This is a genomic window from Chryseobacterium sp. MEBOG07 (assembly GCF_021869745.1).
Classification (GTDB): Bacteria; Bacteroidota; Bacteroidia; order Flavobacteriales; family Weeksellaceae; genus Chryseobacterium; species Chryseobacterium viscerum.
Genome location: NZ_CP084579.1, coordinates 2309790 through 2324212, shown reverse-complemented (window position 1 = coordinate 2324212; position 14423 = coordinate 2309790). Strand labels below are relative to the sequence as shown.

At 36.5% G+C, this 14423-nt stretch carries 18 protein-coding genes; 9 read left to right on the top strand and 9 right to left on the bottom strand.

What is annotated here, in order from left to right:
• Positions 1 to 19: 19 nt before the first annotated feature.
• From LF886_RS24015 to LF886_RS10605, 7 genes are all read left to right on the top strand, one after another.
• Complete coding sequence (locus LF886_RS24015; protein WP_317207670.1) at positions 20 to 103, top strand: hypothetical protein; 84 nt, start codon at positions 20 to 22, stop codon at positions 101 to 103.
• A gap of 89 nt (positions 104 to 192) precedes the next feature.
• Complete coding sequence (locus LF886_RS10630; protein WP_236854074.1) at positions 193 to 1254, top strand: heme-binding domain-containing protein; 1062 nt, start codon at positions 193 to 195, stop codon at positions 1252 to 1254.
• Entirely contained in the window at positions 1251 to 1694 is a 444-nt protein-coding gene (locus tag LF886_RS10625) for a hypothetical protein (RefSeq protein WP_236854073.1), read from the top strand. The genes LF886_RS10630 and LF886_RS10625 overlap by 4 nt, the downstream gene beginning before the upstream one ends.
• A 144-nt stretch (positions 1695 to 1838) precedes the next feature.
• The gene (locus LF886_RS10620; protein ID WP_236854072.1) at positions 1839 to 2852 is read left to right on the top strand and encodes a sensor histidine kinase; all 1014 of its coding nucleotides are present in this window, start codon (positions 1839 to 1841) and stop codon (positions 2850 to 2852) included.
• Complete coding sequence (locus LF886_RS10615; RefSeq protein ID WP_152289421.1) at positions 2833 to 3591, top strand: LytR/AlgR family response regulator transcription factor; 759 nt, start codon at positions 2833 to 2835, stop codon at positions 3589 to 3591. Before LF886_RS10620 ends, LF886_RS10615 begins: the two co-directional genes overlap by 20 nt.
• A 328-nt stretch (positions 3592 to 3919) precedes the next feature.
• A complete protein-coding gene (locus LF886_RS10610; RefSeq protein ID WP_236854071.1) occupies positions 3920 to 4696 on the top strand; it encodes a DUF1223 domain-containing protein in 777 nt (258 codons plus the stop codon).
• A 38-nt stretch (positions 4697 to 4734) separates the two neighbouring features.
• A complete protein-coding gene (locus LF886_RS10605) occupies positions 4735 to 5010 on the top strand; it encodes a DoxX family protein (protein ID WP_236854070.1) in 276 nt (91 codons plus the stop codon).
• A 408-nt stretch (positions 5011 to 5418) separates the two neighbouring features.
• Here the strand turns inward: LF886_RS10605 and LF886_RS10600 are convergent, their stop codons facing one another.
• The 5 genes from LF886_RS10600 to LF886_RS10580 form a co-directional block, all read right to left on the bottom strand.
• On the bottom strand, positions 5419 to 5877 hold the full coding sequence (locus LF886_RS10600) for a hypothetical protein (RefSeq protein WP_236854069.1): 459 nt from the start codon (positions 5875 to 5877) through the stop codon (positions 5419 to 5421).
• Positions 5874 to 6410 carry an MBL fold metallo-hydrolase gene (locus LF886_RS10595; protein ID WP_236854068.1) on the bottom strand — a complete coding sequence of 179 codons (537 nt, stop codon included), beginning with the start codon at positions 6408 to 6410 and terminating at the stop codon, positions 5874 to 5876. The genes LF886_RS10600 and LF886_RS10595 overlap by 4 nt, the downstream gene beginning before the upstream one ends.
• A gap of 97 nt (positions 6411 to 6507) precedes the next feature.
• The gene (locus tag LF886_RS10590; RefSeq protein WP_236854067.1) at positions 6508 to 7509 is read right to left on the bottom strand and encodes an aldo/keto reductase; all 1002 of its coding nucleotides are present in this window, start codon (positions 7507 to 7509) and stop codon (positions 6508 to 6510) included.
• 86 nt (positions 7510 to 7595) lie between these two features.
• A complete protein-coding gene (locus LF886_RS10585) occupies positions 7596 to 8501 on the bottom strand; it encodes a helix-turn-helix domain-containing protein (protein WP_236854066.1) in 906 nt (301 codons plus the stop codon).
• A gap of 118 nt (positions 8502 to 8619) precedes the next feature.
• The gene (locus tag LF886_RS10580) at positions 8620 to 9078 is read right to left on the bottom strand and encodes a hypothetical protein (RefSeq protein ID WP_236854065.1); all 459 of its coding nucleotides are present in this window, start codon (positions 9076 to 9078) and stop codon (positions 8620 to 8622) included.
• A gap of 492 nt (positions 9079 to 9570) precedes the next feature.
• On the opposite strand from LF886_RS10580, the gene LF886_RS10575 reads away from it, so the two are divergent.
• Positions 9571 to 9858 (top strand): GNAT family N-acetyltransferase, encoded by a 288-nt coding sequence (locus LF886_RS10575; protein WP_103234390.1) that lies wholly within the window; start codon positions 9571 to 9573, stop codon positions 9856 to 9858.
• On the opposite strand, the gene LF886_RS10570 is transcribed toward LF886_RS10575, so the two are convergent.
• A complete protein-coding gene (locus LF886_RS10570) occupies positions 9859 to 10770 on the bottom strand; it encodes an MBL fold metallo-hydrolase (protein ID WP_236854064.1) in 912 nt (303 codons plus the stop codon).
• Positions 10771 to 11126: 356 nt separating this feature from the next.
• On the opposite strand from LF886_RS10570, the gene LF886_RS10565 reads away from it, so the two are divergent.
• Positions 11127 to 12665, top strand: coding sequence for a S41 family peptidase (locus LF886_RS10565; protein WP_236854063.1), 1539 nt, complete (start codon positions 11127 to 11129; stop codon positions 12663 to 12665).
• 49 nt (positions 12666 to 12714) lie between these two features.
• Here LF886_RS10565 and LF886_RS10560 read toward each other — a convergent pair whose 3' ends face one another.
• The 3 genes from LF886_RS10560 to LF886_RS10550 all read right to left on the bottom strand — a co-directional run bounded on the left by LF886_RS10560 (position 12715) and on the right by LF886_RS10550 (position 14414).
• Positions 12715 to 13305, bottom strand: a complete 591-nt coding sequence (locus LF886_RS10560) for a hypothetical protein (RefSeq protein WP_236854062.1) — start codon at positions 13303 to 13305, stop codon at positions 12715 to 12717.
• Positions 13306 to 13318: 13 nt separating this feature from the next.
• Entirely contained in the window at positions 13319 to 13828 is a 510-nt protein-coding gene (locus LF886_RS10555; protein ID WP_236854061.1) for an RNA polymerase sigma factor, read from the bottom strand.
• Positions 13829 to 14054: 226 nt separating this feature from the next.
• The gene (locus LF886_RS10550) at positions 14055 to 14414 is read right to left on the bottom strand and encodes a hypothetical protein (protein WP_236854060.1); all 360 of its coding nucleotides are present in this window, start codon (positions 14412 to 14414) and stop codon (positions 14055 to 14057) included.
• Between the last annotated feature and the right edge of the window lie 9 nt (positions 14415 to 14423).

Here is a 14423-nt window from a genome sequence, read left to right as displayed (position 1 = left end):
AGCAGAAGATGTTGCAAAATTGGTTGTTCATTTTTCTGATGATACTATTTCAAGCTATATGACCGGCACTGAAATTATCATAGATGGTGGTATGACTTTGTAAACTATAATTTCAATACATCCCGGTAACACAATTACCGGGATTTTTCTTGTGCATTTTCGGAGCCAAAAATTCCGGATTCACCTTTTAATTTGTCTGTCTTATCCTGTTTCCCATTTCACAGCATAGGCTGCCCGCCTATTTTTGGTCCAGAAAATAAAAACAATACTCATTATGGATACCGTAAAGAAAAAAGAAACTCCATTGCCATAGTCTTTCTGGCGATACTAGGAATCTTCGGAGGGTTGCAGCTATTCAGTAAACCTTTAGAAGGAAAACCGGTTACAGGAAAAATTGAAGCACCAAAGGAAGTGATCAGCATTCTTGAAAACTCATGTTTCAGCTGTCATTCTAACCAGCAAAATCTAAACTGGTATGATAAAATTGCTCCTGTTTCCTGGGCGGTGAACAAAGACATCAAAAGAGCCAGAGAAGTTCTTAATTTTTCGGAGTGGGAAAAGTACTCCCCTGCTGAACATCAGGGAAAAATGTATGCTATTCTCAATATGATGCAGAGTGGAAAAATGCCTCTCCATGAATATACGCTTCTGCATCCTTCTGCTAAGATTACAACGCAAGATATTGAAACCATTAAAAAGTATACGCTTTCATTATCTTCTGTAAGTCCATCAGCTCAAAATAAGATGGAACCTCATCCATCCTCAGCCGCCCCCATTCCTACTCCAGCAAAATTTCCCGTTTCTCCCAATGGAGTTCAATACACTCCTGATTTCAAAAACTGGAAAGTGATCAGCATGAGTACGCTGTTTGACAACTCTATCCGTGTTATCTATGGAAATGATATCGCTGTAAAAGCTGTGGAAACAGAAAATTTTCATCCATGGCCAGACGGAAGTATTGTGGTAAAGTCTGTATGGAAACAACAGGAACTGCCTGACGGAGAGATCAGACCGGGAAAATTCGTCAATGCACAGTTTATGGTAAAAGATGCCCAACAATATAAAGATACTGAGGGCTGGGGATTTGCAAAATTCTCAGGAGATGAACTGCATCCAACTGGAAAAACAGCCTCTTTCGCCAAAGAATCCTGTATTGCCTGCCACAGACAATTAGCAGAAAAAACAGGCTATCTGTTTGATGTCCCTATGAAAGTAAATACCCAAAGATTAATCCAAAATTTACAGAAAAAATGAAAAATATAATCTTCATCTTATTGGTAAGCCTTGTTTCCCTTACCGCCTGCAGCAAAGAGAACAATGATAAAGATAACGGGCTTGTGAGAGCTGTTTTTGACCCGGGGAATCTTAAATTCATCTCAACATCTTTACATCCTAAGAAAAAGACTATGTCCGCTTTATATGGAAATGAAAAAGCGCTGGAATCTTTATCCAAAGAAAGTCAGGCACCGGAAGCTGGTGCTGTGATGAAGTTGGTAACCTGGCGTTATCATGATAATCCTCAATATATTGGCGGAACCATCACTGGAGAATTAGTCAGTATTGAAACTGTTCAGGCGGATAATACTGGAAATGTTTCTTATGATATTAAAAATGATCAGTCTAATGCTGCTTCACCCAACAAAGAAGAAAGAATCCGCTATTTCATGAGTTACACCCCTGTCAGCAGGCCGTAAAAGGCAACCTCAGGATTACTTTTATAAATGTTTAATTTGATAAAGCCGATGAATAGTGAATGCGAACAACAATTCCCCTTCACTATTTATCATAATATTTTCAATAAAAAGCATTAATTTAACCTTTTCAAATCAGCAGATTTCATGCAACAGCAAAAAATAAAAATCTCACAGGTTATTATCTGGATAAGCTCCATTTTTCTGGGTCTTTTATCTTCCGTCCCTCAGCTTGCTTCTCATGAGTTCAACTTGAAAGAAGCGGTTGTCAACTCAGGGATTACGGCAGCATTTTCTGTCATCATGTGGTATATCAATATTTATATGCTGAACCGTACAGAAAAACGAAGGCAGCATATATCATATTCAAGATTGATGGTGGTGCTCGCTTTTGGTATGGTGATCATGTTTGGGCTGGCATGGATCCAGCAGCTTATTCTTTCTCATATCAATTTCGGGCCGGTTATGCTGATGATTGAAGTAAGGGGAATCTTAATCAATCTCGTGTGTTATATGTTCCTGCATCTGCTTCAGAATAATTATACGGGCCAGCAGGTACAGCTTGAACTGGAAAAGGTAAAAAGTGATAATCTGGGTGCCCAATATGAATTATTAAAGCAACAGATCAATCCACACTTTCTTTTCAACAGCCTGAATACATTAAAACTAATGGCAGAAAGCCGTGATGAAGAAACGGTTGATTTTATCGTAAAACTTTCTGATTTTTATAGATTTACCCTCGAAAGTAGAAAACTAGACCTCATCAGTGTTCAGGAAGAAATGAAAATAGTAGACGCCTATCTTTTTCTTCAGAAAGCCCGTTTTGGGGAAGGCATTAAGTTTACCAATGAGCTTGGGAAAGAAATTGGTCAAACCCTCATCCCTCCTTTTACCCTTCAGCTTCTGGTAGAAAACTGCATCAAGCACAATATCGTTTCGCAGAGTAAGCCTTTGCATATTAAAATCTATAACGCTGACGCTAAAATTATCATTGAAAATCCTATACAGCGAAAAGTAAACATTGAAGATTCTCTGGGCGTAGGACTTGACAACATCAAAATGCGTTACAGGCGTTTACTGGAAAAGGATGTGACTATTTATTCGGACGAAAAAACTTTTCAGATAAAACTACCATTAATCTATGAATATCATCATCATTGAAGACGAATTCAGGGCTGCAAAATCCCTTCAGAATTTAATTTTAGATTTAAAACCGGGCTCAAAGATATTGGGTGTTTATGACAGTATTGAGACAAGTATTGAAGGATTGAGTACGATCAAACCTGATCTTATTTTTATGGATATCCAGCTTTCGGACGGCCTTTCATTTGAGATTTTCAAATCGGTAGACATTACCTGCCCAGTGGTTTTCTGTACCGCATTTGATCAATATACACTGGACGCTTTTAAAAGCAAAGGCGTTGATTATATTTTAAAACCATTTTCCAAAGAAGACATTGCAGAAGCTCTGAGAAAGGTTGATGAATTGAAAAAATTCTTTCAGAAGAACGATCTCCCGGATCTGGAATCACTTATACAGAAGATCAATCAGCCTGCCGGAAAGAGTAATTTTCTCGTTTTTAAAAATCAGAAATATACTACAATCCCTACAGAAGATATTGCCTATTTTTATATCCATAATGAAATAACCCATCTGGTAACATTTGGCAAAGAGCAGTTTTCCCTTACCCAGCCTTTGGGGCAGGTCGCGGAACAGGTCTCTGACAAACAATTCTTCAGAGTCAACCGGCAATATCTGGTGAATTTTAAAGCGATTAAGGAGATGGAGCATTATTTTCAACGTAAAATATTGGTAAAACTCACTGTAGAAACTCCCGAAAAACTTCTTATCAATAAAGAGAAGACGCATAGTTTCTTTACCTGGCTGGAGGACAGATAGAGGAGTAAGGAAGCTGGAGGCTGGAAGTGCTTGAAGCTATTCTGAGATACAGAAGTCTTTTGAAATATATTATAACCCTGATTGATATGGTCAGGGTTTTCTTTTGCTTTAATTTTTTAAGCTTCATTGCTCATATTTTTACTATCAAAAAATATAAACATCAATTCCTTTTTACACTTCAAAAACTTCCTTCCTCCCTCTTCCAGCTTCCAGCCTTAAAATCTTTCCCTTCCCAATTTCCGGATTCACCGTTTGATTTGTCCGTTTGAACCTGTTTTCTATTCTTCCGCCTTTCCAGAGTATCTACTTTTGAATCAAATTAAAAGAAATGATACTAAAAAACTTAATCACAGTAAGCGCTTTCACCGTATTATTATTTGCTACATCAGCATTTATTTATAAAGATAAAGTCCAAAAGACGACACAGCAGTCAACTTCTGAAAATAATGGCTTTGCCGTTTTGGAACTTTTCACCTCGGAAGGCTGCTCAAGTTGTCCTCCGGCAGATGAACTGATGGGGAAAATCGAAAAAGAATATAAAGATGAACCCGTTTATCTTCTCTCCTACCACGTTGATTACTGGAACCGCCTAGGATGGAAAGACCGATTCAGCACTGCTGAAAATTCACAGCGACAACAGCAGTACAGCCGTATATTGAACTCACAGGTCTATACTCCTCAACTGGTTGTCAATGGGAAAACGGAATTTATAGGATCTAATGAAAATTCTATTAAAAATGCAATTCAGGAAGCCTTGTTTAGCCCTAAAAAAACAACTGTAGAGCTATCGGCAAATATCTCCCAGAAGGATATCAATGTACAGTATAAAACGTGTGCCACTGATCCTAAGAACATGCTTCTCATTAATCTGGTTGAAAAGCATTCTTCCACCCAGGTAGGTAAAGGTGAAAATGAAGGCCGTCATCTGCACCATTGGCAGATTGTTCACCAACAAAACCAGATCTCATTGAATAAGCAGCTGGAAGGAACAACTACTTTCAAACTTCCGGAAGGTTTCTCAGCAGACAACTGGGAGGTGATAGCCTTTATTCAGAATGCAAAAACCGGACAGATATCAGGATCAGCAAAAGCTGCTTTCAAGTAAAATTCTATACAACACAATCATCATTAAAAATTACTACAATGAAAACAAAAACAACAAAAATCATTTATTCGGCAGGAGCCATTTTTATGTCATTATGGTTTGGAGCCAGCGGTTTCTTTGAACTCACAAAAAATCCGGTTGTCTGGGACATCACTCAGCAGCTCGGCTATCCACCTCATTTTATCTATATATTGGGTGTTTTTAAAATTGCAGGGGTTCTTGTTCTACTACTACCCAATAGGCTATTGAGATTAAAAGAATGGGTATTTGCAGGAATGTTTTTCGATATCCTGTTTGCATTCTTCTCAAAATAGTGGTACTTGGTTTTTCATCTACAATAGATGCAATAGTTGCTTTCTCTGTGCTTTCGATGACTTACCTGATGTTCAGGAAACTGTATTCTCACGAGCTGACATCTGGAGAGGCTTGATGATTATAAAACTCTAATTTTTTCTTATGTTGAAACAGATCCTTCCGTTGCCCGGGAGGATCTGTTATTTTATATGTTTTGGCTAAAGCCGGATGAATGGGTTTGTTTATGAAAGCAGACTAAAGTCCGCTTCTATTGATTGTGTTACGCGTATGATTAACCACCCCGTCAAAAATTCTTTGAATTTTTGCCACCCCTCCGGAGGAGGGGAATGCTGAGCACGTATTTAGTAATTCTGGTCAGCGCATCCCTAATCCCTATTACCTAATCTCTGCTACCTGCAACCTACTACCTAATTCATAAAACTTTCCGGGAACCATTCAAATGCACCGGATTTTGATTTTGTAAAACCAAGACCCGGCCATGGCAAATGATAGGCAAATGCTCTGATTTTGGTATCTGCCAGCTGCTGAAGAAGTTTTTTTCTTGAGGCGGTTGCAATATCCAGATCGGTATCCCCAAAGTAACCCCACTCAGGATGTGGGAAAAGAATGACATCAGAATGAATCAAATCTGCAATATAGATCAGCTTTTCATTTCCTGAAGATATGGTTGTCACTACCAAACCAGGGGTATGACCTGGAGCCAGTTGAAAACTGAAATAATCATAGAAAGGATTATTAAGGTCATAGAATTTAAGCTTTGGCTGAATTGTTTTCAGAACATTCTGAATGGAGGGGATAATCTGATTAAGAAATTCAGGCTGCGTTTTCAGTGCACTGTTATTAAAATCTTTAATAGAGGCCTTCATCCAAAAGTCATGTTCAATTTTTGAAATGAAAATATTGGCGTTCGGAAAAACGAGATTCTGTTTTTATCAACGACGCCTCCAATATGATCAGGGTGTGCATGGGAGATAAAAACATCCGTAATATCTTTCGGTGAAAATCCGGCTTTTTGGAGGCTTTTTAATAGAAATCCTGTTCTTTCATCAGCAAAAATACCCATTCCGGTATCTAGCAGGATGAGTTTATTCTTTGTTTTCACCAATAGGATATTCATGGCCATATCAATATAATTCTCGGGTCTGAAATTATCTTTAAGGATTGATTTCAGCTCTGAAACAGTTCCTCTGGGAGCAAATAAGTTGAGATTTTCTTCATGAATATATCCGTCTGTAAGAACAAACAGTTCCAGTTCTCCAAGCTTCTGTTTTTTAAAGCCCGAAAGATCGTCGCCTGTTTTTTCAGGCGTTTTTGGAGTTTCTGCCCATACACTTGAAAAAGGAATCATGCTTAATGTTCCTGCCAATAAACCACTCTTTAATAATTCTCGTCTGTTCATAATTTAGTTTTTCATTATTATACATTCCTCATTTAGAATAATAACAAAAAACTGAGCTCCCATCATAAGCAGGAACTCAGTTTTTATATAATAGTCTTTAGTTGTTGACCAGTTTCATTGAACCTTCAGTGTATCTTTCCCCTACATTCGGGTATTTTTTTAGAATGGAATCAATGGTATCCAGATCTGACTGGGAGAGGTCTATATTGACGGCCACAATATTTTCTTCCAGATATTTGATTCGTTTGGTACCCGGAATCGGGATGATATCGTCTCCTTGATTCAATACCCAGGCCAGGGCGAGCTGAGTTCCTTTCACTCCTTTGGAAGCCGCAAACTCATTGATTTCGTTAGCCAGTTTGGTATTATTTTCAAGATATTCCTGCTGATAACGCGGTAATGATTTTCTGAAGTCGTCATCACCAAGGTTCTGCACATCATAAATATTGGTGAAAAGACCTCTTGCAAGCGGAGAATAAGGCACTAAAGAAATTCCCAGTTCTCTGATCGTTGGTAAGATTTCTTGTTCAACATCTTTGGTAAGGATAGAATATTCTGACTGTAACGCTGTAATCGGATGAATTTTGTTTGCTTTTCTGATAGATTCTGCTGAAGCTTCAGACAATCCGATATATTTCACCTTTCCTGCTTTTACCAGCTCTGCCATTGCTCCCACTGTTTCTTCTACAGGAACATTTGGGTCTACTCTGTGAGCATAGTACAGGTCAATAGTATCTATTTTTAATCTTTGAAGGCTTAAATCTACTGCTTTTCTGATCCACTCCGGAGAACCGTCAAAATAAGTTCCGGGAGCACCACTGTGGCTTGCTTTACCATCTTTAAACCTGAATCCGAATTTGGTTGCAATAAAAATCTTATCCCTGTTCGGAACCAACACCTTAGAGATCAGTTTTTCATTTTCTCCATTGGCATACATATCTGCAGTATCCCAAAAGTTTACCCCAAGGTCTAAAGCTCTGTGTAAGGTATTGATACTTTCCTGTTCATCTGTTGGCCCATAAGCAAAACTCATTCCCATGCATCCTAAACCGATTGCTGACAATTGTTCTTCTGTGTTTCCTAATTTTTTAAATTTCATGATAGGTATGATTTAATTTTATAGGACAAAATTAGAACATGCAGAGGTCAACTGCGATATAGAATTCAAACTAAGAATTATAAAATTCAAACAACATCCATTCTTAGGGCATTGGGAGTAATTCCTGTTTGTTTTTTAAAGTAATTGGTAAAATAAGCGGGTTCTTCAAAGCCCAATCCATAAGCAATTTCAGAGATATTCCAATCTGTATGTTGCAGCAGGGCATTGGCTTCCTGAATAATCCTTCCTGTAATCTGCTGGCTGGTTGTCTTCCCAGTCATCTCTTTTACGGAACGATTCAATGAATTTACATGGATGGAAAGACTTTGAGCATAATCGTTGGGCGTTTTTAATTTTAAGAAAGCTTCGGGACTGTCAATAGGAAATTGTCTTTCCAAAAGTTCCATAAATAAGGAAGCAACTCTTTGGGAGGCATTCTGATAAGGTTCAAAACTTTCTGCCGGCTGCATTCTCATGGTTTCATGAATCATCAGATGAAGATACGCTCTGAGCATATCATATTTATGAATATAATCTGACTGAATTTCCGTCATCATTTTCGTATAAATATCCGCAAGTGTTTTCTGTTGTTCTTCATCTATAAAGAAAACCGGAGTTCCTCCAATCTTGAAAAGCGGAGAATCCTGAAGGTTTCCCATACGGCTTCCATTATGCAGAAACTGATCTGTAAATAAGCAAAACCAGCCTTTCTGATCTTCGTCATCTGCTTCCCATGAATAAGGAATAATAGGGTTTGAAAATAATAATGCAGGGCGGTCCACTTTAATCCATTTATCAGCATAATGAAGCTTCCCTTTTCCTATGATGAGCGAAATCTTATAATAATCTCTTCTGCTGTAAGGTGTCAATGGTGAACAATATTCCCGTGAAAACACATTGAAATGCCCCATCTTGTTGACCCCAATACATTGTGATGCCAGATTGGGAGCATTTCTTTCATAAAAACCTTTGATTGATTCGTTTGATTCCATGGATCAAAATTATAAAATTCAAACAAATTAATCACTAAAAATAATTCGAATTGATATAATATTAAATGGCTGACAAAGATGCCAGCCATTTAAAAGTGAATATATAGTTGATGATGGTTTAATCCCAATCATCATCACGGTCATGCCCGTGTTTTTTGTTTTGCTTTTTGTAATATTTCTCTTGATTCTTATAATATTTTTCCTGTTGCTTATGGTATTTCTTATAATCCTTTTTATTTCTTCCATAAACGATCACTGGATTTTGGCCTCTGTAATATTTCTTTTTAAAGATAATATACTTCTCTCTGCCCATGATTCTTTCCAGTTCATTATATCGGTCGCCTCTCCATCTCCCTGGATCTACCACATATACTCTGTTCCACGAATCATAATCACGATATCTGTCATTCAATCCATACACCTGATTGGCTTGTGCTGTAGAAAGCAACAGATCGGCAACAACTCTTTGCCAGTTGACATCCGAAATACTTCTTCTGTAGTCATTATAATAATCTGACTGGGCATAACTCAAACTGAATGTCCCAACCAGAAGCGCTGTTAATAGTAACTTTTTCATTTCATTCCCCTTTAAAATTAGACATGGTGAAAGAGTCAATTAAAGTGCCAACTTTTAAACACAAATGCCAATTTTTGTTAAGAAAAGTCACAAACAACTGATTATCTTTAAAATATTTTCTAAAATTCTATAGAATCATTAAACCTTAATTAAACTAAGATCATGATCGGAATATATTTAATTTTATTAAAATAAATCCTTGTAAGCAATAAATAATCAATGGGTTGTAATTTTAAATTTGGGATTTTTAAAATAAAAATATTTTTACGTTTTGGCTAAAGCCGTTGGATCTCGTTTCATTTTTTAAAGGCGGGCTAAAGCTATCCTCTATTGAATTCTATTATTTCAAATTTTTATTATTTATGTTATAAAATTCGTTAAGATTTCTAAAAACTATTATTTCATATTATTTAATTTCGTAATTTTAATGGAGAGAACGTTTTTCAGGAAATCTTCTTAAATTATTTTTAATCAACCAAATCTTACATTATTATGGAAAATATAAAGTTTCAGGTATCTCAATATCAGGATGAATTGCAGCTACTTATTGACGGGGAAAAGGCAGGATATATGTCCATAGAGGTTGACGGAAGACTGCTTATCGTATATTATACGAAACTTGACGAAGAGCGTGAAGGGAAAGGATATGCCAAACTATTACTGGATGAGTTGGTGCGTTACGCAGAAGAAAAAGATTTGCTTGTAGACCCTGAATGTGATTTTGTCCGACAACAGTTTGAAAACCACCCTGCACGATATAAAGAGATCTGGCATGCCTGATCAGCTTTCCCACCAGACAGTAAATTGCTGTTCTGACTGATTCAGATCTACAACCTCACCGATCATCGGAGTGAAGATGTTAAGTCCTTTTGCTTTTCCAAGACTTGTTATCTTTTGTAAAGGTTCATTCCATGGGTGAAGAGCCAGTGCAAATTTTGCAGCATGAACGGGAATAATACGCTTCGCATTGAGATCAATACCTGCCTGAATAACATCTTCTGGTAACGTATGAATATATCTCCATGCTTCTCCGTATTGTCCGTTTTCAAGAATAGCATAATCAAAAGGGCCATATTGATCACCGATTGCCTTAAAATGGGTATCGTAGCCGCTGTCTCCTCCTAAGAAAATTTTCTTTGTAGGCGTCTTCAGTACATAGGAACTCCAAAGGGTATCATTCTGCCTGATTCTCCTGCCGGAAAAGTGTCTGGCAGGGGTAAAAACAATTTTTATATCATTTTTAAGGGCAACTTCTGTCCCCCATTCTTCTTCAATAAGCTTATTTTCTTCAAATCCCCATCTTTCAAAATGCGCTCCTACTCCCAAAGGTAAAATGGCAGCACCCGTTCTCTCCTTTATGGATTTTACAGTCGGGTAATCCAAATGGTCGAAATGATCATGAGTAATCACCAGATAATCCAGATCTGGAATATCTTCAGGGGTAAAGATATCAGAACCTTTGAATGCTTTGTTAAAGTATTTAAAAGGGGAACCATACAAACTCAATACAGGATCCACTAAAAAGGAAACACCATCTGTCTGAAAATAATAAGATGAGTGTCCCAGCCATATAAAAACATCTGCATTTTTATCTATAGCTTTCAAATTGGTATGAATAGAGGGAATATCTTTCAAAGGTTTCAGCAGCGGATCTTTTTTGCCCAAAAAGAAATCATAAGTCACCTTTGACATTTTGTAACCTTCTGTAATAGATGGTGTATGGCTGATATTCTGAAACTGTCCTTTTTATAAAGTTTGGACTGCCTTATACGTTTCAGCCGCTTTCCTTTTGGTACGCCTCCAAACACCTTCATATTGATCACGATAAAAAAAGTAACCGTTAAGACAACCACACCTATAATAATCCAATAAATCATCTGCAAAAAATAAGTGTCAAATGTATCAACTTTTGCTTTTAAATGAAAACATATTCCATTTTACTCTATTTTTTAACTAATTTTATCAGGTGTTGTAGAAAATTTATTATTCATTTACATCAGGATTAATTTTAAACTTTCTATTTTAGCACCTTAAAAAACTCAAAGAAATTGAAAAATTATTCGGTAATATTTCTTCTCGCTATACTTTCGTCCTGTGCCTCTATAAAAAAACACAACGAACAGCGGGCTTCATATATTCCACCGGAACAGCTTAAGGAGGATGTAGATTATGCGTATTCAAAATTACAGCAGATGCACCCTCAACTCTATTGGTACATTCCCAAGCAGGAATTGGACCATAAATTTGACAGCCTAAAACAGACTCTCACAGAGCCCCTCACTCCTCTTCAGTTTTATTTTAAACTTCAGCCGGTTATTGCAGGAATCCGTGAAGGCCATCTTTCATTGAGAATTCCCAGAAAGAAATTCACCAAAAAAGAATTAAAAAAGCTGGAACATCAAAAAGGAATGTTCAGCCGTTTCGAATATTATATTTCAGGTGAGCAGATGTATATTGTTCAAAACAAAGATTCTATTGATCATATACAACCCGGAACTGAAATTTTATCCATCAATAAAGTTCCCGTTTCAGAGTATATCAAGAAGTACAGAAGCCTGATCAGCAGTGATGGCGATAATACTACTTTTTATCCTTATTTTTTAAAAGACTTATTCTTTAATTTTTATACTGCGGAGAATGGCTTTCCCAGCAAAGCAACCTTTGAGACGCTTTATAAAGGAGAAAAACAGACTTATACTTTAACCCGAGAAATAAAATCTGATTCTGATCTTGAAAAGGATAAGGAAATGAAAAAAAAGACTCAGGAAAAGAAACTGAATGACTATGTAGCTTCCAGTAATTCTTATAACAGAAGCTTCAAATTTCTGGATAAAGACAGCACGATTGCTTATATAAAAGTGAAAAGTTTCTCCAGAGAGTATTCGGATGAGTTTTATAAAAAAACATTTGCCAAGATTAATGATGCAAAGTCTCCTTACCTCATCATAGATGTCAGAAATAACTACGGAGGCTCTCTCTATGAGATCAATAACCTCTATTCTTATTTGGCAGAAGTACCATTTACCCTGATCAAACCTTCCCAGGTGACCTCAAGGGATACTCCTCTGCGCACGAATTATTTCAGAAAAAGCAATCCTTTGGAATATGCCCTTAAAAGCATAGCATACCCAAGTTACTTTTTCGCACAGGCGTTCAGTACTTATAAAAAAGATGGAAAAGTTTTCTACAAAATGAAGGCTGATAAGCCTACAAAACCTAATAAACAAGCCTTCCACGGAAAAGTTTTTGTACTGATCAATGGTGGAAGTTTCTCAGCATCTTCTATCATTACTGCCAAGATTAAAAATGACAAAAGAGCCACTCTCGTGGGAGAAGAAACAGGCGGCGCCAATGATGGAACTGTAGCGGGTTTTTATTCTTATCAAAAGCTTCCTAATTCTGAGATTAGGTTTCCTATCGGATTACTGCTTGTACAACCTAATATCAATTTCTCAGACTCACGAAAAGGGGTTGTCCCTGATGTTGTCGTTACTGAAAGTATGCAGGATATTATTGATAAAAAAGATCCTCAGCTGGATTGGATAAAAAACGAAATCGCAAAAGAAAAGGAAAATAAAGGACAATAATTAATAAAAATATTTCGGCGGGCTTTTAGCCCGCCGAAATATTTTTTTTCTATCTTTTTAATTCTTCCAAAAGACCTTCAATGTGCTGGATATATCTTCCGTAATACCTGTAAAACCAATATTTCCCAGCCAGAAAGAGCAAGAATAGCCCTCCTATCACAGAACCAATTAAGATCACTGCAATCTTCAGTTCACTCAAAGGTTTAGGCCAGGGGATAAACTCCAGAACAATAAGTATTTCACATACCAGAAATGGTGCAAAACTGATATAGTATGAAAGGTAGTACTGTTTATTCAGATTCAGCTGCATGACCAGATCTTTCAGAGAATCATAAGTCTTAGGTACAGGATTACTGATTTCATTATACAATTTAAAGAACTTGCTAAAAAAGAAAACGGTGACAATAAGCATGGAGGCAATTAAAACCGTTATATATAATTGTAATTTGAAGAGTCGGCAGAATGAGCAGACTAAAAAGGCAAAGACAAAGATTCCTATGACCCACCAGAATTCCACACGCATATTTTTACGTATTTTTTCAAGGGGAAGATTGAGCTTATTTCTTTGTTCTGTGCTTATTTCAGGAGTTTCCTCCACAATATCTTCATTCCAGGTGTTTTTCAATTCATCGATATTCATTGGATTACTGATTTTAATGTTTGTTGTTTTTTATTTGGCTTAAGATATCTTTAAGTTTAGTTTTTGCCCGGTTCATTTTCACTCTTGCGTTCCCTTCAGAAATTCCCATCTGTTCTGCAATCTGCTTTCCTGAAAAATCTTCCAGATAATAGAATATAAAGGCTTTATCAATAGAATTCAACTGATGAATAGCCTTATACATTTCAACCAGGCGGTCCTCTTTACGATAGTCGTAGTCTTCCTGAACAATCATCTGATTAGAAAAATCTTCATTGGTAATAAAGCTTCTTCTTTTTTCTGATTTAAGGAAAATAATTGCTGTATTTAAAGCAATTCTGTACAGCCATGTTGAAAATTCGCTATCCCCTCTGAAGCTGGGAAATGCTTTCCAGAGCTGATACGTAATCTCCTGAAAAAGATCATCACGATCATCTTTTTCAGTCATGTACATTTTAGAAATCTTAAATAGGATTCCTTTATGCTGTTCAATTTTACTTATAAACTCTTTTTCTTGTGAGGTCATGGCTTGTTACTCTATAGAGTTAGTTTTCGTTTAAAAAAATTGTTACAGTTTTTTACAAAAGGAATAAAAAAACTGATAGAAAAATACGACCAGGCTTCATTGTATGTTTTTTAAATTTACGCAATTCTATCAAATACAATCAGTTAGTATAAAAAAGTAAAAATATTGCATAAAAAAACCTGACATTTTTTATATCAGGTTCTTTATTTAATATGTTATTCTACTGTTATTTAAAATCTAAAAAATCATCTTTTTCAAGATAATGATTCAATGCCGTGATGAGCTGAGAACATGTAACCTCAGCACGCTGACGGAACGCAAGATCCACAACATCCTGAATGTTCTCATCAGAACACATATATTTTAGCTTATTATGAAAAACAAAATCAGGCAAGCTTTCGCTATCATCCTCACCAATATCCAGTGGATCCCCGATAAAAACCTTCATTTCCGGCTTAAATTCATCTTTTGAAGAATATACCGCATAATTATAATCCGGATCATATGATGCCTTCCGGTCCTGTTTATTCTTTACGAGCTCCAGAAATTCTTCTATAGAATACATCTGATTTTTAATCTCATCCATCTGATATTT